We start from the raw sequence: 26,354 nt of genomic DNA on the forward strand, positions 1-26,354 counted from the left end.
TTGGGAGATGGCTACAATGGATCCTCCAAAAATATGAGCAACTTACAAATTCCCCCTGCACTAAATCTTCCAACCCCATTAGGGTTTTGGGACAACGCCCTTGGGGTATTGTCGCGCGAGCTTTCGCCCCAACAATTCAAAACATGGATCCAGCCCCTACGCTTGCTTACACATGATGTAAGCGACTACTCACTTACAATAGGAGCCCCAAACAGGTTCAAGTTAGACTGGATCAAAAAGACTTTTTCTGACCGCTTTCAAGAATTGGCAACACAATATTTTGGCCAAGCTACGACCCTGAACTTTGTCTTAGATGTTGAGGGGGTGGCCCCTGAAGTGGTTCCGGCGAGAGGTGGGGTAGCGCCAATGTCAAGCATTGAGGCCGCGGACCCTGAAGATAATCCAGTGCTGGTGGAGCAAGTTTTTGAGATTGAAGACCACTCAAAATTAAACCCCAACCTCACTTTTGAAACCTTTGTAACCGGCAAAGCCAACCAACTGGCTCGCGCCGCATCCATTCAGGTTGCCCACAATCCCGGAAGCTCCTATAACCCCATGTTTTTATATGGTGGTGTTGGTTTGGGTAAAACCCACCTCATTCATGCAATTGGCAACCACCTTCTTAAAGAAAAGCCAAACTCCAGAATTCGATACATCCACGCAGAGCAATACGTTTCTGATGTTGTGAGGGCTTATCAACAAAAGGCGTTTGATCGATTCAAGCGCTACTATCACTCGTTAGATTTGCTATTAATCGATGATATTCAATTCTTTAGTGGAAAATCTCGCACTCAAGAAGAGTTCTTTTACGCCTTCGAGGCCCTATTAAGCAACAAGGCACAGGTAATTATTACCAGCGATACCTACCCCAAGGAAATGGCTGGTATTGATGACCGATTGATATCCCGTTTTGATTCAGGCCTGACGGTGGCAATTGAACCACCCGAGCTAGAAATGCGCGTGGCCATTTTGATGAAGAAGGCTGCGGAGGAGGGCATCCCCATGAGTGAGGATGTTGCTTTTTTTGTGGCAAAGCACCTACGCTCCAATGTAAGGGAGTTGGAGGGGGCCTTGCGTAAAATTTTGGCCTTTGTACGGTTTCATGGGCGAGAAGTGACTATCGAGGTGGCACGCACAGCGCTTAAGGACCTCTTGTCGATCCAAAACCGGCAGATTTCTGTTGAGAATATTCAAAAGGCGGTAGCAGACTTTTACAGCATTAAAGTTGCCGATATGTACTCCAAGAGGCGTCCTGCCAATATTGCTCGGCCACGCCAGATTGCAATGTTTATGGCTAAAGAACTAACCCAGAAAAGCCTGCCCGAGATTGGGGAGCTGTTTGGTGGGCGGGATCACACAACGGTATTGCACGCAGTTCGTAAGGTTGCTGAAGAGCGGGCGCACGATAGCCAACTAAATCATGAGATTCATGTAATAGAACAGACACTCAAAGGTTAAAAAATAGCCTGTGGATAAGGTTGTGGATAGCCCAATGAATAAGTTTGGGGATAGTTGGTGGATAAATTGTGGAAAGACTAGTCTTCGTGCAAAAATAGGGTGTTGAGCAAAAGTTATCCAGTTTTTGTTCAACCCTTATACAAAAGTTTTCCACAGGTTTTTTTGATGGTAGTGTGTTGTTAATAAAGCGATTTTTGACTTATCCACTAAAAAACAAAGCCTTATTACTATTACTACTAAGATATATATAAACAAGGATTTAAAAGCAATGCAACTCGTTAACACTTCGCGCGATAGCTTATTAAAACCACTGCAGGTGGTGAGTGGAATTGTTGAACGTAGACACACCTTGCCAATTTTGGCAAATCTGCTTTTCAGAAAAAATGGTGAGAAGGTTTCCTTTGTTTCAACCGATATAGAAATTCAAATTACAACTAATGCTAACTTCGGGGTTGGTTCCGAGGATGTCACAACAACGGTTGCGGCACGTAAGCTGTTAGATATTCTTCGTGCGCTACCTGAGGGGCCCGTTGCACTTAATCTTAAAGACAATAAGATGGTTGTCCAAAGTGGCAAAAGCCGTTTCTCTCTACAAACTCTTTCCGCATCAGAATTTCCAGTAATGCAAAGTGTTGGCGAGATTACGGCGAACTGGAAGATGTCTCAAAAAAGCTTTCGTCAACTCATTAGTCAGGTCCATTTTGCAATGGCGCAGCAGGACATTCGCTATTACCTTAATGGCATGTTATTGGTCATTGAGGGAAAACAGGTCATAACTGTCGCAACCGATGGGCATCGTTTGGCTTACTCACAAGTGGAGTTGAGTGAGGCACCGTCTGGTTCAGGTCAAAAACAAGAAGTCATTATTCCTCGCAAGACCATCTTGGAATGTCAGCACCTTTTAGAGGAATCCGACGAACCCCTCGAAATGAGCTTGACATCCAATCAGGTCAAATTTAGTTTCGGTGACATCGAGCTTATTTCCAAACTGGTTGAAGGCAAATTCCCAGATTTCCAGCGCGTCATTCCAAAGGGGCAAAAAAATTCTTTAGTGGTTGGACGTGAAGTACTACAAGCAGCATTACAACGTGCTGCAATTTTGACTACAGATAAATTTAAGGGCGTTCGCTTTTCTTTATCCCCCAATCGCATCACCATCCAATCTACCAATGCCGAGCAGGAAGAGGCTCAAGAAGAAATTGAAACCGAATACGTTGGCGATGCAGTAGAGATTGGTTTTAATGTAAGTTATTTACTCGATGTTTTATCAAACCTCAAAAACGAAAAAGTTCAAATCAGCCTGGGTGATGCAAATAGTAGTGCTGTAATTACGTTGCCTGGCTCTGAGAACTTTAAGTATGTTGTGATGCCAATGCGTATTTAATTTAGAAGAAAATGACTGAAGAAAAAAAAGTAGTAGAGCAATACGGCGCATCATCGATTCAAATCTTAGAGGGTCTCGAGGCGGTTCGTAAACGCCCCGGTATGTATATCGGGGACACCTCCGATGGAACAGGTCTTCATCACTTGGTATTCGAGGTTCTAGATAACTCTATTGATGAGGCCTTGGCGGGCTACTGTTCCGAAATTACAGTCGTAATTCAGACTGACAACTCTATCTCGATTGTTGATAACGGTAGGGGTGTTCCAACCGGCATTAAATACGACGATAAACACGAACCCAAGCGAAGTGCGGCAGAAATTGTCATGACAGAGCTCCATGCTGGCGGGAAGTTTGACCAAAACAGCTATAAGGTATCCGGTGGACTCCACGGCGTTGGTGTGAGTTGCGTTAACGCTCTTTCAAAATGGTTAAAGCTGACCATTCGTCGCGACGGGAAAACCCATTACATGGAGTTTGAACGCGGCGTCGTTAAAAATCGAAACATCGAACAAGAAAATGGAGTTGCAGTTTCTCCAATTTCAGTAACAGGTAGTACCGAACTATCCGGCACAGAGGTTCATTTCTTAGCGGATGAAGAAATTTTCGGTCACGTTGAATTTCACTATGAGATCTTGGTAAAAAGAATACGCGAGCTCTCATTCTTAAATAATGGCGTACACATTCGCTTAATTGATCAACGCACAGGACAAGAGGAAGATTTTGCTTTCTCGGGCGGCGTCAAGGGTTTTGTTGAATACATCAACCAAAACAAAAGCGTTTTACATCCCAATGTGTTTTATGCAGAGGGTGTTAGACCCTCGGATTTGGGTGGACAGATCACAGCTGAAGTTTCCATGCAGTGGAATGACAGCTTTAGCGAACAAGTGCTTTGTTTTACAAACAACATTCCACAAAGAGATGGCGGCACTCACTTAACCGGCCTGCGCGCGGCCATGACTCGCGTCATCAATAAGTACATTGATGAAAACGAAATTGCAAAAAAAGCTAAAGTCGAAATTTCAGGTGACGACATGCGCGAAGGCCTGGCTTGTGTACTGTCGGTTAAGGTGCCCGAACCTAAGTTTTCAAGCCAAACCAAAGACAAGCTTGTATCTAGCGAGGTTCGTGGCCCGGTAGAAGAAATTGTTGCTGAGGCTTTGAGCGCGTTCCTCCAAGAACGACCAGCAGATGCAAAAATTGTCTGCGGAAAAATTGTCGATGCTGCCCGTGCCCGCGAGGCTGCACGCAAGGCGCGCGACATGACGCGCCGCAAGGGCGCCCTGGATGGTTTGGGTCTGCCCGGGAAGCTGGCTGATTGCCAAGAAAAAGACCCCGCTAAATCTGAGTTATTTATTGTTGAGGGAGATTCAGCGGGCGGCTCTGCGAAGCAGGGTCGCGATAGACGCTTCCAAGCGATTCTTCCACTCAAGGGAAAGATCCTAAACGTAGAAAAAGCACGCTTCGATAAGATGCTGGCCAGCCAAGAGGTGGTTACATTAATCACTGTCTTGGGCACCGGGATTGGAGTTGAGGAGTACAAGGCCGACAAGCTTCGTTATCACCGCATCATCATCATGACCGATGCGGACGTTGATGGTAGCCACATCCGCACATTGCTGCTAACTTTCTTCTATCGTCAAATGCCAGAGCTGATTGAGCGCGGCCATATCTACATTGCCCAACCACCACTTTATAAAGTGAAGTTTGGTAAACAGGAGCAATATATAAAAGATGATGTTGAGCTCAACCAGCTATTGTTGAGGATCGCCCTTGAAGGCGCATCCTTACAAACCCCTTCTGGCGAGCTTGTTGAGGGTGCCGATCTTGCCGAACTGTCAAAACACTACCAAGTGATTCAATCGATTGTTGATCGACTCTCAAGAACGATTGATGAAGACGCCATCCGTGCAGTTGCTGCTGGCGTTCAATTAAACCTGGACACCGAAAAGGCCGCCCAAGAGTCTGCAGAGCGTCTGCGAATTGCTTTAGCAGATCCAAGCAATCCACTTGCCTTGCCACCAGAAATCATTGTCCAAAAAGAAGATCGTACAGAGCGATTCAGACTTTTACTTTCTCGTAGGGTGCACGGCAATCTCAAATTATCTGCAATTAATTCAGACTTTGTGCATGGTGATGATTATCAAAGCCTTGCCAATGCTGCTGCAGTTTTAAGTGGCAAAGTGTTGCCTGGTACCAAAGTGCGTCGCGGCGATCCTGAGAAAAATCAAAAAGAGCACACCGTTGATAATTTCCGCGCCGCCTTCTCTTGGTTGCTTTCCGAGGCCGAGCGAGTCCTTAGTCGTCAGCGCTACAAGGGTCTGGGTGAGATGAATCCATCCCAGCTTTGGGAAACCACCATGGACGCCGGCTCGCGCACACTCTTGCAGGTAAAGATCGAGGATGCGATTGCTGCCGATCAAGTTTTCACCACCCTAATGGGAGATGAAGTCGAACCCCGTAGAGCGTTCATTGAAAAGAATGCGCTGATTGCTCGCAACCTAGACGTCTAATATGAAAAAGAAAAAGTTAACACCTCCCAAGGTGGATAGATCGCGCATTGCTGTTCAGTCCTCATCGATTCATGGCAAAGGCGTTTTCGTTGTGAAGCCAATAAAAAAAGGCGAAGCCATTATTGAGTACAAAGGTGAGCGTATCAGTTGGAAAAAAGCAGAGAAGCGCCACCCCCACGACCCCAAAGATCCAAATCACACCTTCTACTTCTCTCTTGAGGATGGTCGCGTTATTGATGCCAAGTATGGCGGTAACGCCGCGCGCTGGATTAATCACTCCTGTAAGCCTTGTTGCGAAACGCAAGAAGAAATTTATGATGGTGAGCCTCGCGTATTTGTTTTCGCTTTGCGCGACCTAAAACCCGGCGAGGAGCTTTTTTACGACTACTCCTTGGGTGTTGAGGGCCGCGTTACCAAGAAAATGAAAAAGGATTACGAGTGTCGTTGTGGTGCCAAAAAGTGTCGTGGCACCATGTTGGCGATCGAAGAGAAATAAACCACTTATCAAATGTTGTTTATTACTATTCAGGAGCTGGAGGCGGCAATCAACTATTGGCGTAGCCAATCCCCTGCGGCTGGAGAAGAGCTTGCGCTCTGCCTCGAGGCAACCGCTTTAGCGAAACCATATGCCTTAATGATTGTGCAGGGCTCTCAAAGAATGCCAACAGATGTTTTGGATGAGGGCGCACGGCTCGCTTTACAGGGCTATTTCAAGGCGACCAAAAACCCATAGGCCCCCAAAGGTTTTGTTTAGGGTTATTGCTATATAAACGTCATTGATCTTGCGGTATTCTCAAACTCTTGCCTAGAGACAGGGCAGAGGATTTATTTTGCAAAAGACCATACTAAAAACGATTGGATTAGGAAAGTCCTTTAAAGGCTTCGCTGCGGTAAGTGACGTTAACCTAGAGGTTGCCCATGGCAGCATCCATGCTTTGATTGGGCCTAACGGAGCTGGTAAAACCACCTGCTTCAACTTGCTCACAAAATTTCTTGAGCCCACCTCAGGGCAAATCTTATTTAATGGGCTTGACATCACCGATGAGCGCCCCGCCCAGATTGCGCGTCGCGGAGTAATCCGCTCATTTCAAATTTCAGCTGTTTTCCCCCATTTAAGCGTTCTGGAAAACGTTCGTGTTGCGCTGCAACAAAGCCTGGGCACCGAATTTTGCTTTTGGAAGACACAGCATTCACTAGCCGCCCTGGACGAGAGGGCTCACGAGCTTTTGGGTGAGGTGGGCCTTGACCAATTTGCTAATGAAGAGGCTATCAGCTTGGCTTACGGGCAAAAAAGGGCTCTTGAAATTGCCACCACATTGGCAATGGATCCAGAGTTGATGTTGCTTGATGAGCCTACACAAGGGATGGGACACGAGGATGTGGAGCGCGTCACCGAATTAATCGATCGGGTTGCCAAAGGAAGAACGGTTTTAATGGTTGAGCACAACATGAAGGTGGTGTCTTCTATTGCTGACCGAATCACCGTCTTGCAGCGAGGCTCCGTTTTAGCGGAGGGTTCTTATCAAGAAGTCTCCAGCAATCCGCTAGTAGTTGAGGCATACATGGGCAGCCACGGAGAGTCTTTGTGAGCGCCACCGCCTTAGATATTCAAAATTTAGAGTCTTGGTATGGCGAATCTCATATTTTGCATGGAGTGAATTTGTCCATTAAAGAGGGTGAGCTGGTTACGCTTCTGGGAAGAAATGGGGCTGGGCGAAGCACAATCTTGAAAACCATTTTGGGTCTAACAAGCAGGAGAGTGGGTGTAATTAAGGTGTTTGGCAAGGACACCATTCAGTTGCCGAGCTATCAAATTGCGCGTCTAGGTGTTGGTTACTGTCCAGAGGAGAGAGGTATTTTTGCCAGCCTCAGCACAGAAGAAAATTTATTATTGCTGCCCGAAATTGCCCCTGGCGGAATGAGTTTGGATGACATTTATGCCATGTTTCCCAATCTCTACGAGAGACGGCATAGCCCGGGCACGCGCTTATCGGGCGGTGAGCAGCAGATGCTGGCAATGGCGCGCATCCTAAGAACGGGCGCAAAACTGTTATTGCTTGATGAGATCACCGAGGGCCTTGCTCCGGTCATCGTACAAAAATTAGGTGAGGTTGTGGCTAGTCTGCGAGATAAAGGGTTCACGATCGTTTTGGTTGAACAAAACTTTCGGTTTGCTGCACCCTTGGCGGATCGTCATTACGTTGTTGAGCACGGAAAAGTTGTTGAAGTGGTCAATCGTTCTGAGTTGGCTGATAAGGCAGGTTTATTAAATGCGTATCTTGGTGTCTAGTCTTTTCTAAAGGAGATGGAAATGAAGTTAAAGCAAATCACAGCTGGGCTGGTTGCAGTTACCATGCTCGGCTCAAATCCAATATTCGCTCAAGGCGCGCCAAAGGTGAGTGGCGACGTTGTGAAGATTGGGGTATTAACGGACTTGTCGGGCACCTATTCAGATTTGGCTGGTCCGGGATCGGTGATTGCAGCAAAAATGGCAGTCGCTGATTTTTCTAAAGACGGCACCGTGCTTGGTAAGAAAATTGAAGTCGTTAGTGCTGATCATCAAAATAAGGCAGACATCGCTGCCAATAAAGCTCGCGAATGGTATGACAAAGACAATGTTGATGTGATTGTGGATTTGGTCTCAACCAATACCGCGCTTGCTGTAATGGAGGTGGCTGAGCAGAAAAATAAGATCACTTTGGTGTCGGGTGCGGGCTCCACTGCAATTACTAACGAGAAGTGTACGCCGGTGAATGTGCATTGGGCCTACGATACCTACGGCCTTGCTAACGGCACCGCAAAAGCCGTAGTTAAGCAAGGTAAGAAAAACTGGTACTTCATCACTGCCGACTATGCATTTGGCGCCTCACTTGAAAGTGCTGCAAGTAATGTGGTGACATCGGGTGGAGGTAAAGTGTTAGGTGTTAGTAAGGCCCCTTTCCCAAATAATGACTTCTCATCTTACTTATTGAAAGCACAGGCTAGCGGGGCGGATGTGGTTGCCTTGGCCAATGCAGGACAAGATACGATTAATTCAGTAAAACAAGCGTCTGAGTTTGGAATTAATAAAAAACAAACCGTTGTGCCGTTGTTGATGTTTATTTCAGACGTTCATTCTTTGGGCTTGCCAACCGCACAAGGAATGTTGATGACCGAAGGCTTCTATTGGGATCGTGATGAAAAAACCCGCGCATGGTCACGCCGCTTCTTTGAGCAGCATAAGCGGATGCCAACCATGGTTCATGCGGCCGTGTACTCATCAGTAATGAATTATTTGAAAACAGTGCAAGCAGTCGGCACCGATGACACCGCAGTAGTAATGCAAAAACTCAAGTCGACCACAATCGACGATGGACTTTTTAAAGGCAAGATTCGCGCGGATGGCAAGTTTGCACATGAAATGTTTTTATTGGAAGTTAAAAAACCAGCTGATGCAAAGAGCCCATGGGACTATTACTACATTCGAGATGTCATTCCAGCCGCAGACTCATCTATCCCGCTGGCAATGTCTAAATGTAAATTGGTTAAGAACTAAGTTAAACCATGTTTGAGCTTTTAGGAATCACTCCACAAGGGCTAGTTGCACAGCTCTTGGTGGGGCTGATTAACGGTTCGTTTTATGCTATTTTGAGTTTGGGGCTGGCCATTATTTTTGGTCTCCTCAACATCATTAATTTTTCTCATGGTGCTCAGTACACCATGGGCGCATTTGTTGCTTGGATAGGCTTAACCCAAATTGGCCAATGGCTTGGTTTTCCAGACTTAAGCATCAATTATTGGTTTGCTTTAATTTTGGTGCCACTAATTATGGCGGGCTTTGGCCTGATTCTTGAGCGCACCATGTTGCGCAGGCTCTATCACCTCGATCACCTTTACGGCCTTCTGCTGACGTTTGGTCTGGCTTTAATTATTGAGGGCCTATTTCGTGATTGGTATGGCATCTCGGGTGAGAGTTATCCAGCACCCGAATTACTTCAAGGAGCCATCCCGCTGGATGCTATTGGAATTATTTTGCCCAAATATCGCATTTGGGTTGTTGTGATTTCAATGATTGTTTGTTTTTCAACTTGGTATGTGATTGAGCGCACTAAGCTTGGTGCCTATCTGCGGGCTGGAACTGAGAACCCAAAACTATTGCAAGCTTTTGGCGTCAATGTGCCACTCATGATTTCCTTGGCCTACGCATATGGCGTAGGACTTGCAGGATTTGCTGGTGTGCTTGCTGCACCCATCTTTCAAGTAAATCCTTTAATGGGCTCAAACTTGATCATCATTGTTTTTGCTGTAGTGGTTATTGGTGGAATGGGCTCGATCATGGGTGCCATCTTGACCGGTCTTGGTTTGGGTTTAATCGAGGGGTTAACAAAAGTGTTTTACCCAGAGGCATCTAGCGTTGTTATTTTTGTCATCATGGCGATCGTTTTGTTATTGCGCCCCGCTGGTTTATTTGGGCGAGAAAAATGAGCATGGACGCGCTATGAATCAGAGCACAAAATTACTTTATGCCATCTTGTTGTTAATCGCAGCACTGCTCCCATTGCAAGACTTTATTTATCTGGTGTTTGCCATGAAGGTACTGTGTTTCGCACTTTTTGCTTGTGCATTTAATTTGTTGCTTGGCTTTACTGGCCTTTTGTCTTTTGGCCATGCTGCGTTTTTTGGAAGCGCCGCATACATCACTGCCTATTTTTGTAAAGAGATGGGCACTTCCCCAGAGATCGGAATTTTGCTCGGCGTATTCGGCTCTGCTGCATTGGGTCTGTTGATTGGGGTTCTAGCCATTCGTCGTCAAGGCATTTATTTTGCGATGGTGACTTTAGCGTTATCACAGATGGTTTACTTCCTGGCTGTGCAACTTCCCTATACCGGTGGCGAAGATGGCATTCAAGGCGTGCCTAGAGGAATGTTGTTTGGTTTGCTTGATCTAAGCAACGATGTGCATATGTATTACTTTGTGCTTGCGGTCTTCGTTTTTGGTTTTGCGCTCATTATGCGAACTGTGTATTCGCCCTTTGGCCAAATTCTGAAAGCCATTCGAGAGAATGAGCCTCGTGCAATTTCTTTGGGCTACGACGTTGATCGCTTTAAGCTGATTTGCTTTGTGATTTCTGCCGCCCTTTCGGGTTTAGCAGGCTCAACAAAATCTTTGGTATTTCAGCTGGCAACCTTGACTGACGTCCATTGGCACATGTCAGGAGAGGTAGTTTTGATGACCCTCCTTGGCGGCATGGGTACGATTTTGGGCCCGGTAGTTGGTGCAGGCGTTGTGGTCAGCCTACAAAACTATCTAGCCAATATTGGCTCATGGAGCACCATTGCCACTGGCTTTATCTTTGTGGTTTGCGTTCTTGCGTTCCGGCGCGGGGTGGTTGGTGAAATTAGCGCTTTCTTCAAAATTAAGCATTAGCGTTCCTGGCTGCTAAAAAATAGGCATTTAATAATTTATTCATTTAAATCAGTAGCTTAGGCCATCATCGGCGTACTCGAAGTAATTTATTGGACCCAATAATTGGGTTTGGTTTCACGTGAAACCTACAAAATGCTATGATCATCGCCCTGCTAGGGTAAAACATGCGCTATTCCAAAAATTTCGATGTCATTGTGGTCGGCGGTGGTCATGCTGGGACGGAAGCCGCCCTGGCCTCTGCTCGGATGGGCTGTGAAACCCTGCTGATTACCCACAGCATCGAAACACTGGGCGCCATGAGCTGCAATCCCTCCATTGGCGGGATTGGCAAGGGCCATTTAGTGAAAGAAATTGATGCAATGGGCGGGGCAATGGCTGCTGCAACTGATGAAGCGGGCATTCAATTTCGGATACTCAATTCCAGCAAAGGCCCAGCAGTTCGCGCAACTCGCGCTCAAGGCGATCGAATCCTATATAAAGCAGCCATAAGACGGCGCTTAGAAAACCAGCCCAAATTAAGCCTTTTTCAAGCATCAGTTGATGATTTGTTGGTGAACGCTGATCGGGTTCAGGGTGTTGTGACGCAAACGGGGCTCGAGTTTATGGCCCCCAAGGTGGTTTTAACCGCTGGTACCTTCTTGGATGGAAAGATCCATGTTGGGCTCAATAATTATGCTGGCGGGCGCGCAGGCGACCCAGCATCAGCCGCACTATCTTCCAGGCTAAAAGAATTAAAGTTGCCACAGGGACGACTGAAGACTGGCACCCCACCCCGAATAGATGGTCGTACGATTGATTTTTCAGTAATGCAAGAGCAGCCTGGCGACCTGGATCCCATCCCCGTTTTTTCCTATTTGGGCAGACCCGAGCAGCACCCTAGGCAGGTTCCTTGTTGGATTTCCCATACGAATGAACGAACCCATGACATTATTCGGGGCGGTTTAGACCGCTCACCGATGTACACCGGCGTGATTGAAGGGGTTGGCCCTCGCTATTGCCCTTCGATTGAGGACAAAATCCATCGGTTTGCCTCCAGAAATAGCCACCAAATTTTCTTGGAGCCCGAGGGCTTAACAACCCATGAGTATTATCCAAACGGCATTTCTACTAGCCTACCCTTTGATGTGCAGTGGGATTTGGTGAGAAGCATTCGGGGCCTGGAGTCAGCGGAGATCGTTCGGCCTGGCTACGCCATTGAGTATGATTTTTTTGACCCCAGAGAGCTTCGCCATAGTCTAGAAACAAGGGCAATTTCAGGCCTGTATTTTGCTGGCCAAATTAATGGCACCACGGGTTATGAGGAGGCGGCTGCTCAGGGAATGCTTGCAGGCATTAACGCTGGACTTGCCTCCAAGGGCAAAGATCCTTGGATTCCCAAAAGAAGCGAATCCTATATAGGTGTTTTAGTGGACGACCTCATTACACGCGGGGTTCAAGAGCCCTATCGTATGTTTACCAGTCGGGCAGAGTACCGCCTCAGTCTGAGAGAAGATAACGCGGATTTGCGCTTAACCACCATTGGGCGCGAGCTTGGCTTGGTTACCGATTACCGTTGGGCTGTTTTCAGCAGAAAACAAGAGGCTGTTTCACGTGAAACAGCCCGCCTCCATGAAATTTGGATCGGCCCCAAACATGAAAATGCCTTGGCCATCTCAGGTTTGCTGGGGCAAGACTTGTCTCACGAGTGCAGTTTGGCTGAAATATTGAAGCGCCCAGGCGTGACATATGAGAATCTAATGGATTTATCGGGCGGAGTTTGGTCGCCCGGCCAGCTGGATGAAGACTTGGGGCTTGCGGAACAAATAGCGGATCAGGTTGAAATTTCAGTTAAGTATCAGGGCTATATAGATCGTCAAGCAGTGGAAATTGCTCGCCAAGAGCACAATGAAAGCTTCCCATTGCCCGAGAATTTGGATTACACCGAGGTTTTGGGCTTGTCGAAAGAGGTTCAGCAAAAACTAAACCTGCACAAGCCTGAAACTCTTGGACAGGCCGGACGTATTTCTGGGGTAACCCCTGCCGCCCTTTCCTTGCTGCTGGTTCACCTCAAAAAAGGTCTGGGCAGAACTCAGGAGACTGCGTGAGTGAGAGTTTGCTGTCGCTGGGTATTGAAGAGCTCGGGCTTGATTTAAGTGGCGCCAATATTGATCGCCTGGAATTGTTTTTACAAGAAATGGCTCGCTGGAATCGGGTCCATAACTTGACCGCCATCGAGGATCAAAAAGACTCAGTAGTATTGCATCTCGTTGATTCTATTGCAGTTTTACCAATTATGGATCAATTTTTAGGGAATAAGCCGGTTGCAATTGCTGATCTTGGATCAGGCGGGGGACTGCCTGCGATACCCATTGCTATTTTGCGTCCAGAGTGGAAGTTAACCCTCATTGAAGCAGTTAGAAAAAAGACGGCCTTTCTGCAACATGCTAGAGGTAAATTAAGCCTCAAAAATACTGAGATCTTGAGCGAGCGCGTTGAGGCAGTTGCAAAAAGGCGTCCTGGGGAGTTCGATGCGGTGATTTCCAGGGCGTTTACTAGCCTAGCGAATTTTTTAGAATTGTCTCTCCCCCTCTTAAAGCCCAATGGCCTTGTTTTTGCAATGAAGGCTAAGCGTGCAGACCAGGAGTTGCATGAGGCCTCCTTGGACCAGTGGGAGCTGCTTGCGGATGAGCCTTTAAAAATACCTAATCTCGAGGCAGAAAGACGGCTTTTGGTTTTAACCCCCATGAGAAAATCATTTATTTAGGCAAGACCAAAAGAAGCCATGGCAAAAATATTTTGTATTGCAAATCAAAAAGGCGGCGTCGGCAAAACGACAACCGCAGTGAATTTGGCTGCTGGTCTAGCTGGCCACCATCAACGCGTGCTGTTGGTGGATTTGGACCCACAAGGCAATGCAACGATGGGCTCAGGTATTGAGAAAGCAGACTTGAGCGCAAGCGTTTATCAAGTCTTGATTGGCCTCACTTCCGTTAAAGAAAGCGCACAACGTTGCGAAAGCTCAGGCTTTGATGTCTTACCAGCCAATCGTGATTTAGCTGGTGCAGAAATTGAATTAGTGGAGCTTGAGGCGCGCGAACTGCGCTTGAAAGAAGCACTTGCAACAGTTGCAAATGACTACGACTTTATTCTGATTGACTGTCCCCCCGCGCTTTCTTTGCTGACGCTAAATGGATTGTGTGCGGCCAACGGTGTAATTGTGCCAATGCAGTGCGAATACTTTGCACTAGAGGGCTTATCCGATTTAGTAAACACGATTAAACGCGTGCATGCAAATCTTAATCCAGACCTACAGATCATTGGCTTATTGCGCGTGATGTTTGATGCGCGTATGACCTTGCAGCAACAGGTGTCGGACCAATTGATCGAGCACTTCGGCGATAAAGTGTTTAAGACCATTATTCCGCGCAATGTCAGATTGGCTGAGGCCCCATCCTACGGCCTTCCTGGGGTGGCTTTTGACAAATCATCCAGAGGCGCTAAATCGTATTTAGATTTTGGTGCCGAGATGGTTGAGCGAATTAAGCAAATGTAATTTAAGGAAACAAAGAATCGATTATGGTTGCTATAAAGAAAAAAGGTTTAGGACGAGGCTTAGAGGCTTTGCTCGGAGAAAAATCTGCCGCAGAAAATGTTTCGACAGAAATTAATCGTTTGCCACTTTCCGCTTTGCAGCCTGGAAAGTATCAGCCACGTCAAAAAATGGAGTCCGGCGCTTTAAATGAATTAGCAGAAAGCATTCGCGAGCAAGGAATCATGCAGCCGCTATTGGTTCGTTTGGTTAGTGCGGGTAAGTATGAAATTATTGCGGGTGAGCGACGCTATCGAGCCGCTACTTTGGTGGGCCTAAAAGAAGTTCCTGTTTTGGTTTCTAGTGCAGATGATGAGTCTGCAGCTGCAATGGCTCTGATTGAAAATATGCAGCGCGAGGACCTCAATGCGCTTGAAGAGGCTCAAGGTCTCGCTAGACTGATTGAGGAATTTGGCTTCACGCATGAACAGGCTGCAAAGGCGGTTGGTAAATCGCGTAGCGCAATTTCCAATTTATTACGTTTAATTCAATTGGCTAAGCCTGTGCAGGCCATGCTGATTGCTGGTGAAATTGATATGGGCCATGCCAGAGCGCTGCTGCCCCTGCCCGGCTCAAGCCAGGTGGCTTTGGCTCAAAAAATAGCTGCCTTAGGATTATCTGTGCGAGAGGCCGAAAGAATGGCGGCTGCGCTGGCCCTTGCTGGCGGTCAAATTGGTGATAAAAAGGCTAAAAAGCAAGTTGGATCAGAGTCCTTGGGCGCCGATCCAGATATGAAGCGGCTTTGCAGAGAAATCTCAGATCTCATTGGCCTGAATGCGGAATTTAGGCTTAAGGGCAAAGGCGGCGAGCTGCGCATCCAATTTAGCCAATTTGATGAGCTAGATTCTCTATTGAAAAAGTTGGGTATTGAGCCCTAAATTGACCGACTTTACAGCCCCAAATCCTTTGACGAATGGCGTCCTAGACATTAAACTTGCGGTGCTTGATTGATTCCTACAAAAAATCAATTTTCTAAGGCAAATGACTGGGAAGAGCCCGAAGAAGAGGTGTATCGGGTGCTCAGCAAAAAGGAAATGCTTGCGCTGCAACAAAGTAGTCTCAGCAAGCATCGGCCACTGTCACCTTGGAAGATTATTTTGGTTCAAATCGCCACTGCAGTACTTTGCACGATGGTTTGGTCAATTTTTGGAGCAGAAAAGTGGCTTAGCCTTTATACTTTGTCTGCTTTTTTAGGTGGTTTGATTTGCGTCTTGCCTGCGGCACTATTTCTGATAAGACTAGAGCTGGCAAAAAAATCGCAACGATTAAATCCAGGTAGATTTTTAGCGGCATTGGTGTCAGGCGAGTTTATAAAAATCTCGCTGACTTTAATGCTGTTTATAGGGGTTGCTGTTTATATCCCTGATGCGATGTGGGTTCCGCTGTTGTTGACCTATGTCCTAGTTTTAAAGAGTGCGTGGTTAGCGACTTTTTGGCGCTGACTCATCGTGAAGCTGATTAAAGGACTTATTAAAAGATGTCTAGTGAAGTAATCCAGGCCCATGAGGCAGTTGAGCAAATGACGCCCACAGCGTACATTTCTGAGCATTTACAAAATTTCACTAGTACTGGTGTTCACCAGGCATCTGTTGTTGATTTCAGCGTAATCAACCTTGATACTGTTTTTTGGGCGTCTTTGATGGGCCTGATTGCAGTCTTTATTTTGCTCATCGCCGCTCGGCGTGCAACTCCAGGAGTTCCAGGCCGCTTCCAGTGTTTGGTAGAAATGGTGGTTGAGATGGTGGATACCCAAGCCAAGAGCATCGTCCATGGCGACCGCACTTTTATTGCGCCTCTTGCCCTTTTCGTATTCTTTTGGATCATTCTTCTCAATACTTTGGATTTGATACCAGTTGACTGGGTGCTTGGAGTGAACCATTTTCTTGGAAACTTCGGCACACACGTTCCTCATCAAAGACTGGTCGCAACAACTGACTTAAATGCCACGATGGGTATGTCGCTTTCTGTATTGCTGCTTGTTTTTTATTACAGCTTCAAGGTAAAAGGTTTTGGTGGCTTTTTGCACGAATTGATTTCTGCCCCCTTTGGCGCAAAGTGGTACCTAGCCCCATTTAACCTAGCTCTCAATATCATTGAATATCTTGCCAAGGGCGTGTCATTAGGTATGCGACTTTTTGGCAATATGTATGCCGGCGAATTAGTTTTCTTATTGATTGCCTTGCTCGGAAGTGCCTGGACCTTCAATTTAGATTTAACTTTGTTTGGATTGGTGGGCCATGTTATTGCAGGATCGGCTTGGGCCATCTTCCATATTTTGGTTATTTTGTTGCAAGCCTTTATTTTCATGATGTTGACCTTGGTTTACATCGGGCAAGCACACAGCCACCATTAATTTTTATTTTTTTAACTTACCTCTTTTAACTTCAGGAGTCAGCAACATGCAAGCATTTCTCGCAACTATTCAAGGTTCAACAGCAATCTGTATCGGCATCATCATCGGCCTTGGCGCTATCGGCGCCTGTTTGGGCATTGCATTGATGGGCGGAAAATACATTGAAGCATGTGCTCGTCAACCAGAATTGATGGAGCCACTCCAAACCAAAATGTTCCTCTTGGCTGGCTTGATCGACGCTGCGTTTTTGATTGGCGTTGGTGTTGCAATGTTGTTTGCTTTCGCAAACCCACTGCTCGCAGTTATTAAGTAATTGTTTTGGCGTGGGTGACCAAGCGGTCATCCAACCGTTCTCAACAATACTGAAAGGAATATCGTGAATCTGAACGCGACCCTATTCGCGCAAATGATCGTTTTCTTCGTCTTATGGTGGGTAGTTGCACGTTTTGTGTGGCCTCCCCTCGTTAAGGCTTTAGATGAGCGTTCAAGCAAAATTGCTGATGGCTTGGCTGCCGCTGAGCGAGGTAAAGAAGCACTCGCATTGGCAAGCAACGAAGCAGAGCATGAATTATCAAAAGCCCGTCAAGAAGGTGTTCAGCGTGTTGCTGAAGCTGAAAAACGCGCGCAAATGTCAGCGGATGAAATTCGTGCAAATGCACAAGCAGAGGCCGCTCGTATTATTTCTCAAGCCAAAGAAGAGGCCGACCAACAAGTAACTCGAGCCCGTGAAGTATTGCGCGCTGAAGTGGCTGTGCTTGCCGTTAAGGGCGCCGAGCAAATTTTGCGTCGTGAAGTCGATGCAAAAACCCATGGCGCACTATTAGACCAACTAAAGGCAGAGCTTTAATATGGCTGAATTAGCCACGATTGCTCGCCCTTACGCCGAAGCGCTTTTTCAAAGCGCCAAGCCTGCTGAACTTGCTTCATTTATGGAACAATTAAATGAACTGGCTCAGCTTGCTGTGCTGCCTGAAATTGCAAGTCTGTCTAATAATCCAAAGGTTTCTGCGGATGATCTGACCAAACTGTTGTCTGGCATGGTGAAGACAAAGTTAGACGGCAAGACCTTAAGTTTTTTGAGTTTAGTAAATCAAAACCATCGTTTGGCTGCAGTTCCTGAAATTGCTCATCAATTTGAAGCAATGAAGAACAAAAGCGAAGGTGCGGCAGAAATAGTGATTACCAGCGCATTTCCTTTAGAGGGTTCTGCGTTAAATGATTTGTTGTCAAGTTTGAAGAAGCGCTTTGGGGGTAAAGATTTACGCCCAACTATTCAAGTTGATCCAGCTTTGATTGGCGGTGTCCGCATTCAGGTTGGCGACGAGGTGATGGATAGTTCCGTGAAGGCACGGTTGGCTCAGATGCAAACGAGCCTTGGCGCATAAATTATCCCGATTAAGAACATACGAAATAAGACCCAGGAGTAAGTAATGCAACTCAACCCATCCGAGATCAGCGAGCTGATCAAAAGCCGAATTAGCGAATTAGGCGTTGACGCCAAATCTCGCAATGAAGGCACTGTTATTTCAGTAACTGACGGTATCTGCCGCGTACATGGATTGTCTGGTGTCATGCAGGGCGAAATGTTGGAGTTTCCTAACAACACAATTGGCCTTGCTTTGAACCTTGAGCGTGATTCTGTTGGTGCTGTAGTGTTAGGTGAATACACCCACATTAAAGAAGGCGACCCAGTTAAATGTACGGGCCGGATTTTGGAAGTTCCAGTTGGACCAGAGTTGCTCGGCCGCGTTGTTAATGCGCTGGGTCAGCCAATTGACGGCAAAGGCCCCATTAACACTAAGTTAACTGACTTTATTGAAAAAGTTGCTCCCGGTGTTATTGCACGTCAATCCGTTAGTCAGCCAGTTCAAACCGGCTTGAAGGCGATTGATGCGATGGTTCCTATTGGCCGCGGTCAGCGCGAGTTGATCATTGGCGATCGTCAAACTGGTAAGACTGCTGTTGCAGTCGATGCGATCATTAACCAAAAAGGTAAAGGCGTTTATTGCGTTTACGTGGCGATCGGTCAAAAGGCTTCCACTATTGCTAACGTAGTTCGTAAGCTCACAGAATTGGGCGCGATGGAGTACACCGTGGTTGTTGCGGCGAGTGCTTCTGAGTCCGCAGCGATGCAGTACCTTTCTGCTTACGCGGGTTGCACCATGGGTGAATATTTCCGCGATCGTGGTGAAGATGCTTTGATTGTTTATGATGACTTAACTAAACAAGCGGTTGCTTATCGCCAAATCTCCTTGTTGCTCCGTCGCCCACCAGGCCGCGAAGCTTACCCTGGCGACGTTTTCTACCTCCACTCACGCCTCCTCGAGCGTGCTGCTCGTGTAAATGCTGATTACGTTGAGAAGTTCACCAATGGTGCAGTAAAAGGAAAGACTGGTTCATTGACCGCATTGCCAATTATTGAAACTCAAGCTGGTGACGTTTCTGCATTCGTTCCAACCAACGTGATTTCGATTACTGATGGTCAGATCTTCTTGGAAACTGACTTGTTTAACGCCGGTGTGCGTCCTGCGATTAACGCCGGTATTTCTGTTTCCCGCGTTGGTGGTGCAGCACAAACTAAAGTGATTAAGAAATTGTCCGGTGGTATTCGTACCGACTTAGCGCAGTATCGTGAATTAGCAGCGTTTGCGCAGTTTGCGTCTGACCTAGATGATGCAACCCGCAAGCAACTTGAGCGCGGTAAGCGTGTTACAGAGTTGTGTAAGCAAGCACAGTACAAGCCTCTACAGGTTTGGGAAATGGCTGCTTCGCTGTATGCAATGAACAACGGCTACTTTGATGATCTTGAAGTTAAGCATGTATTGGCATTTGAAAAAGGCTTGCAAGATCATTTGAAATCTAAGTACGCTGATTTAGTCGGCCGCATTGAAGAGACTAAAGATCTGAGCAAAGATGATGAAGCTGCTTTGCGTGCGGCGATTGAGGACTACAAGCGTTCAGCCTCTTTCTAAGAGGGCCCGTATAAATCATGGCAAGCACAAAAGAGATACGATCTAAGATCAAGAGCGTGCAAAACACGCGCAAGATCACAAAGGCAATGGAGATGGTCGCCGCATCCAAGATGCGTCGCGCCCAGGAGCGTATGCGTAATGCGCGCCCATATGCTGAGAAAATTCGTGAGATTGTTGCTAATCTTTCTAAAGCAAATCCCGAGTTTCGCCCTGCTTACATGGCTACTCGTGAGATTAAGAAAGTTGGCACCATTTTGGTTACGACGGATAAGGGCTTGTGCGGCGGTTTAAATACCAACGTGCTGCGTTTTATTACTAATCAAGTGCGTGATTTGCAGGAAAAAAACATTGAGATTTTCTACACTGCAATCGGTTCAAAAGGCCTACAGTTTTTGAATCGCTCAAAAGCAAAATTGATTTCTCAAGCCACTCAAATTGGTGATACACCGCATTTGGATGTTTTGATTGGTGCAATTGTTGCCCAATTAGAAGCGTTTGAGCGAGGCGAGATTGATGCTGTTTATTTGGCCTACAACCGCTTTGTTAATGCCATGAAACAAGAGCCTGTTTTAGAGAAGCTGTTGCCTTTGGAGCCATCAGCATTAGCGCCTGAAGAAAAAGCAGGAAACTCTTGGGATTACATTTACGAGCCTGACGCTGAGTCGATTTTGAATGGCTTGCTAAAGCGTTATGTTGAAGCAATGATTTATCAGGCTGTTGCCGAAAATATGGCTTCTGAGCAATCTGCTCGCATGGTCTCAATGAAGGCCGCGTCAGATAACGCAAAGAACGTGATTGGCGAATTGCAATTGGAATACAACAAAACACGACAAGCTGCTATTACTAAAGAGTTGTCAGAAATTGTTGGCGGAGCGGCTGCTGTTTAAGCGGTCAGCATTTAGGTGTACGAAAGAATTCAGGAATTAAAAGCGGAGAAATGCGATGAGTAACGGAAATATCGTGCAATGTATCGGTCCAGTGGTGGACATTCAGTTCCCACGCGACAAAATGCCAAACATCTATGATGCGTTGACATTAATCGACAGTGGTGAAAAATCATTTGCTGAAAAAGGTTTGACCTTTGAAGTTCAGCAACAAATCGGTGACGGCGTAGTTCGCGCGATTGCTATGGGTGCAAGCGATGGCTTGCGTCGTGGCATGGAAGTGAAATCTACCGGCAAGCCAATTTCTGTGCCAGTTGGTCCAGCAACTTTGGGTCGCATCATGGACGTCTTGGGTCGCCCAATTGACGATGCAGGTCCAATTGCTACTGAAGAGCGCCGCGCTATTCACCAGCCAGCACCGAAGTTTGATGAATTATCACCTTCTGTTGATTTGCTCGAAACTGGTATTAAGGTTATCGACTTGGTTTGCCCATTTGCTAAGGGCGGTAAGGTCGGTTTGTTCGGCGGTGCGGGTGTTGGTAAGACCGTGAACATGATGGAATTGATTAACAACATCGCTAAGCAACACTCAGGTTTGTCTGTGTTTGCCGGTGTTGGTGAGCGTACTCGTGAAGGTAATGACTTCTACCACGAGATGAAAGAATCAAACGTTGTTGATAAAGTAGCCATGGTATTTGGTCAGATGAACGAGCCTCCTGGCAACCGTTTGCGCGTTGCGTTGACTGGTTTGACAATGGCTGAAGCATTCCGTGACGAAGGCCGTGACATTTTGTTCTTCGTTGACAACATCTATCGCTACACATTGGCTGGTACTGAAGTATCTGCGTTGCTAGGCCGTATGCCTTCTGCTGTGGGTTATCAACCTACATTGGCTGAAGAGATGGGTAAATTGCAAGAGCGTATTACCTCGACCAAGACTGGTTCTGTGACTTCTATCCAGGCTGTGTACGTTCCTGCAGATGACTTGACTGATCCGTCACCAGCTACCACCTTCTTGCATTTGGACTCCACCGTAGTGTTGTCTCGTGACATTGCTGCTTTGGGTATTTATCCAGCAGTTGACCCATTGGATTCCACCAGCCGTCAGCTTGATCCACAAGTGGTTGGCCAAGAGCACTATGAAGTAGCCCGCGATGTTCAAATGACATTGCAGCGTTACAAAGAATTACGCGACATTATTGCTATTTTGGGTATGGATGAATTGTCACCAGAGGACAAGTTAGCCGTATCACGCGCTCGTAAGATTCAACGTTTCTTGTCCCAGCCTTTCCACGTTGCAGAGGTATTTACTGGTTCACCAGGCAAATACGTACCATTAAAAGAAACTATTCGTGGTTTCAAAATGATCTGTAGTGGTGAATTGGATCACTTGCCTGAGCAAGCGTTCTACATGGTGGGTTCAATTGATGAAGCCATCGAGAAAGCGAAGAAGCTTTAATCGAACTCATCTAGGGAAATTATGTCAACCATACGCGTCGATGTAGTAAGTGCTGAGCAATCTATTTTTAGTGGAGAAGCGAAGTTCGTAGCGCTTCCTGGTGAAAGTGGTGAGCTCGGTATTTTGCGCGGCCACACCCCATTGATTACACGCATTCGTCCCGGCTCAGTTCGTATTGAAAAAGCGGATGGTGATGAAGAGTTTGTATTCGTGGCAGGTGGCTATTTAGAGGTTCAACCCGATCATGTCACTGTATTGGCAGATACTGCTATCCGTGGTCATGATTTGGATGAAGCCAAAGCTATTGAAGCTAAGAAGCGGGCTGAAGAGGCAATGCAAAATCGTGGTACAGACTTCGATTTGGCTCTGGCCCAATCTGAATTTGCCATGGCTGCAGCACAGTTAGCCGCTATTGCGCGCTTCCGTCGCAAAAATTAATTACTGGCCAAATCCTTGTTGTTAAATGACCGGTTTTTAAAAGCCTGCCTGGGCGAAGCGGTGGACCAAACCCCGCTTTGGCTCATGCGCCAAGCCGGTCGTTATCTTCCTGAATACAATGCTACCCGAGCCAGGGCTGGCAGTTTTCTTGGCCTTGCAAAAAATCCTGCTTATGCAACTGAGGTTACGCTTCAGCCGCTGGACCGATATCCATTGGATGCGGCAATTCTTTTCTCAGACATCTTGACGATTCCAGATGCGATGGGTTTGGGGCTTCAATTTGCAGTGGGTGAAGGCCCTAGTTTTCAACACCCATTGCGGACTGAAGAGGATGTCAAAAAATTACGTGCTGCGGATATGCATCAATTGCAATATGTCTTTGATGCAGTCTCAGAAATTCGTAAAGCCTTAATCCAGGATGGAAAACAACGCGTCCCACTCATTGGATTTTCCGGAAGCCCCTGGACTCTTGCTTGTTACATGATCGATGGATCTGGGTCGGATGATTTCCGTCACGCCAAGACGATGATGTTTGCCCGTCCCGACTTGCTTGAGCATATATTAGAAATCAATGTTCAATCTGTTGCGACCTACTTAACTGAGCAAGTTAAAGCAGGTGCTCAAGCTTTGATGATTTTTGACACTTGGGGCGGCTTATTACCTAATGGATGGTATCAACGCATGTCATTAGCAGCGATGCAAAAAGTGATTGAGCAATTACCGCGTGAATACGATGGACGAAAAATACCCATCATTATTTTTACAAAAGGCGGTGGAATCTGGTTAAAAGATATGGCGCAAATTGGCGCTGATGTCCTAGCCTTGGATTGGACGATGTCTCTATCAAGAGCTCGCAAGGAATTACTAGAAATCAACAGACCACTTGCTTTGCAGGGAAACTTAGATCCTCTGGTTTTATTTTCTGGCTCTAAACACATTGCCGATCAGGTCAATGTCCTACTTGAGGATTTGGCTGATGCCCCTGTCTTGCGACCCAACTTACATCCACTGGATGGGCATATCTTTAACTTAGGCCATGGGATTTCCCAGTTCACCCCTCCTGAAAGTGTGTCTGCTTTGGCCTCGGCAGTGATTGAGAAATCCCGAGCCCTTAGGGCAAGTAGATAGGGCAAAGTAATTGCTAACTTAGCGGCGATCTTTTACCAAAGTTATGCACAGCACAGTAACGCTTTTGAAATTCAGATAGATTCGAGATAAAGATCAACAAGAGCTTCGAGAAGTAGTTATAACTTATTGATTTATATAGAATTATATTTAAATCATCAACTTGTATCTAAGCTGACTTATTTGGTAAGTTGATTGATAAATCAGTATATTGGAATGATATCCACAGACTTATCCACAGGAAAATAGACATAAAAGATGATGCCTAGCACTCTATTTGTCCAGATTGTTTTAGATAAGCCGTTGGCGCAAGCCTTTGACTATGCCTGGGATGTGGAGAGGCTTGGATGCGAGCCAGCGGTTGGTCAGATTGTATCGGTCCCATTTGGAAGTGCATTATCCGTAGGGGTTATAATAAAAGTAAATACTCACTCTGATTTAGAGATAAGTAAAATAAAGAGCGTCATAGATGTTGCACCACTCCCCCCGATAGATGCCGGGCTACTGAGCCTGATGAACTTTGCAAGCCAGTACTACATCCATAGTTTGGGTGAAACGATTGTGCCCTCAATCCCGCAAATGTGGCGAAAGCCTGAGCGCTGGGACAAGTTGCGGCTAGTAGCGCAGTCCTCTGTGAGTAAAAAGAAAAAAAACGAAACAGCAAGCGCTTCTGAGAAATTCATTGGCGTTGATCAATTGAATCCAGAGCAAAAAAATGCACTGAATATTCTTTTGCAAAAAGAGAGCTTAGGCGCATTTAGGGCAATCCTGCTGCAAGGTCAAACTGGAAGCGGTAAGACAGCTGTTTTTTTAAACTGGCTGGCCAGCATTTTGGAAGAGAAAAATTCCCAAGTGCTACTCTTGGTTCCGGAAATTAATTTAACCCCTCAATTAGAGCGTCGCATCAAAGCCTATTTTCCGGATAAAAAAATTGCCCTATTACATAGCGGGGTCTCCGAGAAACAGCGCGGTATTTCTTGGCAGGAGGCCATGCTTGGAGAAGCGCAAATCATATTGGGCACTCGTTTAGCGGTGCTAACACCCATGCCAAATCTGCGAGCCATTGTGGTCGACGAAGAGCATGACCCCTCATATAAACAACAAGAAGGAACCCGCTACTCTGCCAGAGATCTTGCCATCTGGCGCGCACATGATCAAGGGCTGCCTATCTTATTGGCTTCTGCCACGCCATCATTAGAAACTTGGATGGCAGCACAGCTTGGGCGTTATGAATACATTAGGTTAGACAGTCGCGCTCAGGGGGCAAACCTACCCAAGGTGCATCTGGTAAATACGCAAGATCCTCAAAATCGATCTCAGCATTCGCCGTTATTCACCAAAATCATTGAAGGTGCAATCACCAAATCAATTGGAGAGAAAAAGCAGAGCTTAGTCTTGATTAATCGAAGAGGATATTCGCCAGTCATTAGTTGCCCTGCCTGCTCTTGGATGTCAAAGTGTGCCCAATGTTCGTCTTGTATGGTGATGCATAAAGCAGGGGCCTTGAGTAAAAAAACAGTATTGAGTTGCCATCATTGCGGCTTAGTAAAACCAATGCCTAATTTTTGCCCTGATTGCGGCAATGCAGATCTGAAGCCGGTGGGCCAAGGCACTCAAAAAATTGAAGACGTAATAGAAAATGCTTGGCCTCAAGCCACAGTCTTAAGGATAGATACCGACTCAAGTAGGAGGAGCAAGGGTGCTGAAGAGCTCTTCCAAAAAATTCATGAGGGTGGAGTTGATATTGTTGTGGGCACGCAGATGATTGCAAAGGGCCATGATTATCAAAACATTGGAACAGTTGCAGTGTTAGATGCTGATAGCCGCTTGTACTCACCAGATTTTAGGGCTGCTGAAAGATTGTTTGCGCAGCTGATTCAGGTGGCAGGACGGGCAGGCCGCTCTCAACAGCATCACCAGGAGAGCGGGGATATTTATATTGAAACACAGCATCCTGATGCAGCAGTGTTTCAGTATTTATTAAGACATGATGTTGATGGCTTTTTATCTTTCACAGCCAAAGAAAGGGAAGAGTCAAAACTTCCACCATTTTCTTATCAAGGACTCATCCATGCAGAGGGCAAAAGCATTGCAAAAGCAATTCAGTTTCTCAGTGAGCTGAAGGCTCAGCTAGTAGAGCGGGGGTTGGTGCATAAAGGTGTCAAGATTTATGACCCCGTTCCCAAAACCATCATGCGGCTAGCGGGTTCTGAGCGTGCGCAGTTATTGATTGAATCCAATAGCCGAAAACACTTACAAGAATTGCTCGAAGCAATTGATCGACTGTTACGTCATGACTCTCAGGGCCGCATTAGCAAGGTTACACGTATTCGTTGGTTGATTGAGCGCGACCCAATTGCAATTTAGTGCAGCGAGAAGAATATCAAGCTCCTGCAGTAGCAGAATAATTTTCTAAATCCATTAGCTTGTGAAGCTCTGTATTTAATTCAGCAGCAGAGTTCGGCTTGATTTTAAAAAGCCAAACGGAATATGGTTTTTCATTAATGATTTCAGGCCGACTCTCAATTTCAGGATTGAGGGCAACGATCTCTCCGCTGATGGGGGCATGAATATCGCTTGCCGCTTTCACTGATTCAATGACGGCAATGGTTTCTCCTTGCCTTACAGCTAGACCTAACTTTGGTGCTTGAAAGAACATGACATCGCCAAGTGCTTCTTGCGCATGATTGCTAATCCCCACCCACACCAAGCCATCATCTTCTGGGTCGGCCCACTCATGAGTTTGAGCAAATCTAAATTTTTCTTGTGTGTTCATCATTAACCTTGTTGGCCTAT

26 protein-coding genes are annotated in these 26,354 nt (G+C 46.4%); 25 read left to right on the top strand and 1 reads right to left on the bottom strand.

From position 1 onward, the window contains the following. Positions 1-33: 33 nt before the first annotated feature. The 25 genes from dnaA (at position 34) to priA (ending at position 25,925) form a co-directional block, all read left to right on the top strand. Positions 34-1,458, top strand: coding sequence for a chromosomal replication initiator protein DnaA (gene dnaA, locus AOC06_RS00005; RefSeq protein WP_215380290.1), 1,425 nt, complete (start codon positions 34-36; stop codon positions 1,456-1,458). 268 nt (positions 1,459-1,726) lie between these two features. Next, the gene (gene dnaN, locus AOC06_RS00010; protein ID WP_215380292.1) at positions 1,727-2,842 is read left to right on the top strand and encodes a DNA polymerase III subunit beta; all 1,116 of its coding nucleotides are present in this window, start codon (positions 1,727-1,729) and stop codon (positions 2,840-2,842) included. A gap of 11 nt (positions 2,843-2,853) precedes the next feature. Then, positions 2,854-5,352, top strand: a complete 2,499-nt coding sequence (gyrB, locus tag AOC06_RS00015; RefSeq protein WP_215380294.1) for a DNA topoisomerase (ATP-hydrolyzing) subunit B — start codon at positions 2,854-2,856, stop codon at positions 5,350-5,352. A gap of 1 nt (position 5,353) precedes the next feature. After that, positions 5,354-5,848: an SET domain-containing protein gene (locus AOC06_RS00020; protein WP_215336626.1), complete on the top strand. Its 495-nt coding sequence runs from the start codon at positions 5,354-5,356 to the stop codon at positions 5,846-5,848. A gap of 12 nt (positions 5,849-5,860) precedes the next feature. Next, a complete protein-coding gene (locus tag AOC06_RS00025; protein ID WP_215380295.1) occupies positions 5,861-6,085 on the top strand; it encodes a DUF3717 domain-containing protein in 225 nt (74 codons plus the stop codon). Positions 6,086-6,179: 94 nt separating this feature from the next. Beyond that, positions 6,180-6,941, top strand: coding sequence for an ABC transporter ATP-binding protein (locus AOC06_RS00030; protein WP_215381610.1), 762 nt, complete (start codon positions 6,180-6,182; stop codon positions 6,939-6,941). Continuing rightward, positions 6,938-7,642: an ABC transporter ATP-binding protein gene (locus tag AOC06_RS00035; RefSeq protein ID WP_215380297.1), complete on the top strand. Its 705-nt coding sequence runs from the start codon at positions 6,938-6,940 to the stop codon at positions 7,640-7,642. The genes AOC06_RS00030 and AOC06_RS00035 overlap by 4 nt, the downstream gene beginning before the upstream one ends. A gap of 21 nt (positions 7,643-7,663) precedes the next feature. Next, positions 7,664-8,887: an ABC transporter substrate-binding protein gene (locus AOC06_RS00040; RefSeq protein WP_215380299.1), complete on the top strand. Its 1,224-nt coding sequence runs from the start codon at positions 7,664-7,666 to the stop codon at positions 8,885-8,887. An 8-nt stretch (positions 8,888-8,895) separates the two neighbouring features. Continuing rightward, positions 8,896-9,816: a branched-chain amino acid ABC transporter permease gene (locus AOC06_RS00045; RefSeq protein WP_215380301.1), complete on the top strand. Its 921-nt coding sequence runs from the start codon at positions 8,896-8,898 to the stop codon at positions 9,814-9,816. A gap of 13 nt (positions 9,817-9,829) precedes the next feature. Beyond that, complete coding sequence (locus AOC06_RS00050; protein ID WP_215380303.1) at positions 9,830-10,759, top strand: branched-chain amino acid ABC transporter permease; 930 nt, start codon at positions 9,830-9,832, stop codon at positions 10,757-10,759. Between the two features lie 164 nt (positions 10,760-10,923). Then, positions 10,924-12,843, top strand: a complete 1,920-nt coding sequence (mnmG, locus tag AOC06_RS00055; protein ID WP_215380305.1) for a tRNA uridine-5-carboxymethylaminomethyl(34) synthesis enzyme MnmG — start codon at positions 10,924-10,926, stop codon at positions 12,841-12,843. Then, positions 12,840-13,502, top strand: coding sequence for a 16S rRNA (guanine(527)-N(7))-methyltransferase RsmG (gene rsmG, locus AOC06_RS00060; protein WP_215380307.1), 663 nt, complete (start codon positions 12,840-12,842; stop codon positions 13,500-13,502). Before mnmG ends, rsmG begins: the two co-directional genes overlap by 4 nt. A gap of 18 nt (positions 13,503-13,520) precedes the next feature. After that, positions 13,521-14,291 carry a ParA family protein gene (locus AOC06_RS00065; protein ID WP_215351573.1) on the top strand — a complete coding sequence of 257 codons (771 nt, stop codon included), beginning with the start codon at positions 13,521-13,523 and terminating at the stop codon, positions 14,289-14,291. Between the two features lie 23 nt (positions 14,292-14,314). Further along, positions 14,315-15,205 carry a ParB/RepB/Spo0J family partition protein gene (locus AOC06_RS00070; protein ID WP_215380309.1) on the top strand — a complete coding sequence of 297 codons (891 nt, stop codon included), beginning with the start codon at positions 14,315-14,317 and terminating at the stop codon, positions 15,203-15,205. A gap of 69 nt (positions 15,206-15,274) precedes the next feature. Then, the gene (locus AOC06_RS00075; protein WP_215380310.1) at positions 15,275-15,769 is read left to right on the top strand and encodes an ATP synthase subunit I; all 495 of its coding nucleotides are present in this window, start codon (positions 15,275-15,277) and stop codon (positions 15,767-15,769) included. Positions 15,770-15,804: 35 nt separating this feature from the next. After that, the gene (atpB, locus tag AOC06_RS00080; protein WP_215351582.1) at positions 15,805-16,680 is read left to right on the top strand and encodes a F0F1 ATP synthase subunit A; all 876 of its coding nucleotides are present in this window, start codon (positions 15,805-15,807) and stop codon (positions 16,678-16,680) included. 46 nt (positions 16,681-16,726) lie between these two features. Next, positions 16,727-16,993, top strand: a complete 267-nt coding sequence (gene atpE / locus AOC06_RS00085) for a F0F1 ATP synthase subunit C (protein ID WP_011901869.1) — start codon at positions 16,727-16,729, stop codon at positions 16,991-16,993. 63 nt (positions 16,994-17,056) lie between these two features. Then, positions 17,057-17,527: a F0F1 ATP synthase subunit B gene (locus tag AOC06_RS00090; RefSeq protein WP_215351585.1), complete on the top strand. Its 471-nt coding sequence runs from the start codon at positions 17,057-17,059 to the stop codon at positions 17,525-17,527. Position 17,528: 1 nt separating this feature from the next. Beyond that, positions 17,529-18,065 carry a F0F1 ATP synthase subunit delta gene (locus tag AOC06_RS00095; RefSeq protein ID WP_215352192.1) on the top strand — a complete coding sequence of 179 codons (537 nt, stop codon included), beginning with the start codon at positions 17,529-17,531 and terminating at the stop codon, positions 18,063-18,065. A 45-nt stretch (positions 18,066-18,110) separates the two neighbouring features. Beyond that, positions 18,111-19,652, top strand: a complete 1,542-nt coding sequence (gene atpA / locus AOC06_RS00100) for a F0F1 ATP synthase subunit alpha (RefSeq protein WP_215351592.1) — start codon at positions 18,111-18,113, stop codon at positions 19,650-19,652. 17 nt (positions 19,653-19,669) lie between these two features. Continuing rightward, complete coding sequence (atpG, locus tag AOC06_RS00105) at positions 19,670-20,539, top strand: F0F1 ATP synthase subunit gamma (protein WP_215380312.1); 870 nt, start codon at positions 19,670-19,672, stop codon at positions 20,537-20,539. 55 nt (positions 20,540-20,594) lie between these two features. Then, on the top strand, positions 20,595-21,995 hold the full coding sequence (atpD, locus tag AOC06_RS00110) for a F0F1 ATP synthase subunit beta (protein WP_215351597.1): 1,401 nt from the start codon (positions 20,595-20,597) through the stop codon (positions 21,993-21,995). Between the two features lie 21 nt (positions 21,996-22,016). Continuing rightward, positions 22,017-22,433: a F0F1 ATP synthase subunit epsilon gene (locus AOC06_RS00115; protein ID WP_215380313.1), complete on the top strand. Its 417-nt coding sequence runs from the start codon at positions 22,017-22,019 to the stop codon at positions 22,431-22,433. A gap of 3 nt (positions 22,434-22,436) precedes the next feature. Continuing rightward, positions 22,437-23,561, top strand: coding sequence for a uroporphyrinogen decarboxylase (gene hemE / locus AOC06_RS00120; protein WP_215381612.1), 1,125 nt, complete (start codon positions 22,437-22,439; stop codon positions 23,559-23,561). Between the two features lie 255 nt (positions 23,562-23,816). Further along, positions 23,817-25,925 (top strand): replication restart helicase PriA, encoded by a 2,109-nt coding sequence (gene priA, locus AOC06_RS00125; protein WP_255879960.1) that lies wholly within the window; start codon positions 23,817-23,819, stop codon positions 25,923-25,925. A gap of 16 nt (positions 25,926-25,941) precedes the next feature. Here priA and gcvH read toward each other — a convergent pair whose 3' ends face one another. Then, the gene (gcvH, locus tag AOC06_RS00130) at positions 25,942-26,337 is read right to left on the bottom strand and encodes a glycine cleavage system protein GcvH (protein ID WP_215351603.1); all 396 of its coding nucleotides are present in this window, start codon (positions 26,335-26,337) and stop codon (positions 25,942-25,944) included. Positions 26,338-26,354 lie beyond the last annotated feature (17 nt).

Origin of the sequence: Polynucleobacter paludilacus (assembly GCF_018687595.1) — a bacterium.
GTDB lineage: Bacteria > Pseudomonadota > Gammaproteobacteria > Burkholderiales > Burkholderiaceae > Polynucleobacter > Polynucleobacter paludilacus.

Bases quoted from the DNA above. Each gene is read 5' to 3' on its own strand.
- dnaA (WP_215380290.1), top strand. From the start codon at position 34: ATGAGCAACTTACAAATTCCCCCTGCACTAAATCTTCCAACCCCATTA.
- dnaN (WP_215380292.1), top strand. From the start codon at position 1,727: ATGCAACTCGTTAACACTTCGCGCGATAGCTTATTAAAACCACTGCAG.
- gyrB (WP_215380294.1), top strand. From the start codon at position 2,854: ATGACTGAAGAAAAAAAAGTAGTAGAGCAATACGGCGCATCATCGATT.
- AOC06_RS00020 (WP_215336626.1), top strand. From the start codon at position 5,354: ATGAAAAAGAAAAAGTTAACACCTCCCAAGGTGGATAGATCGCGCATT.
- AOC06_RS00025 (WP_215380295.1), top strand. From the start codon at position 5,861: ATGTTGTTTATTACTATTCAGGAGCTGGAGGCGGCAATCAACTATTGG.
- AOC06_RS00040 (WP_215380299.1), top strand. From the start codon at position 7,664: ATGAAGTTAAAGCAAATCACAGCTGGGCTGGTTGCAGTTACCATGCTC.
- AOC06_RS00045 (WP_215380301.1), top strand. From the start codon at position 8,896: ATGTTTGAGCTTTTAGGAATCACTCCACAAGGGCTAGTTGCACAGCTC.
- AOC06_RS00050 (WP_215380303.1), top strand. From the start codon at position 9,830: ATGAATCAGAGCACAAAATTACTTTATGCCATCTTGTTGTTAATCGCA.
- mnmG (WP_215380305.1), top strand. From the start codon at position 10,924: ATGCGCTATTCCAAAAATTTCGATGTCATTGTGGTCGGCGGTGGTCAT.
- AOC06_RS00065 (WP_215351573.1), top strand. From the start codon at position 13,521: ATGGCAAAAATATTTTGTATTGCAAATCAAAAAGGCGGCGTCGGCAAA.
- AOC06_RS00070 (WP_215380309.1), top strand. From the start codon at position 14,315: ATGGTTGCTATAAAGAAAAAAGGTTTAGGACGAGGCTTAGAGGCTTTG.
- atpB (WP_215351582.1), top strand. From the start codon at position 15,805: ATGTCTAGTGAAGTAATCCAGGCCCATGAGGCAGTTGAGCAAATGACG.
- atpE (WP_011901869.1), top strand. From the start codon at position 16,727: ATGCAAGCATTTCTCGCAACTATTCAAGGTTCAACAGCAATCTGTATC.
- AOC06_RS00095 (WP_215352192.1), top strand. From the start codon at position 17,529: ATGGCTGAATTAGCCACGATTGCTCGCCCTTACGCCGAAGCGCTTTTT.
- atpA (WP_215351592.1), top strand. From the start codon at position 18,111: ATGCAACTCAACCCATCCGAGATCAGCGAGCTGATCAAAAGCCGAATT.
- atpG (WP_215380312.1), top strand. From the start codon at position 19,670: ATGGCAAGCACAAAAGAGATACGATCTAAGATCAAGAGCGTGCAAAAC.
- atpD (WP_215351597.1), top strand. From the start codon at position 20,595: ATGAGTAACGGAAATATCGTGCAATGTATCGGTCCAGTGGTGGACATT.
- AOC06_RS00115 (WP_215380313.1), top strand. From the start codon at position 22,017: ATGTCAACCATACGCGTCGATGTAGTAAGTGCTGAGCAATCTATTTTT.
- priA (WP_255879960.1), top strand. From the start codon at position 23,817: ATGATGCCTAGCACTCTATTTGTCCAGATTGTTTTAGATAAGCCGTTG.
- gcvH (WP_215351603.1), bottom strand. From the start codon at position 26,337: ATGATGAACACACAAGAAAAATTTAGATTTGCTCAAACTCATGAGTGG.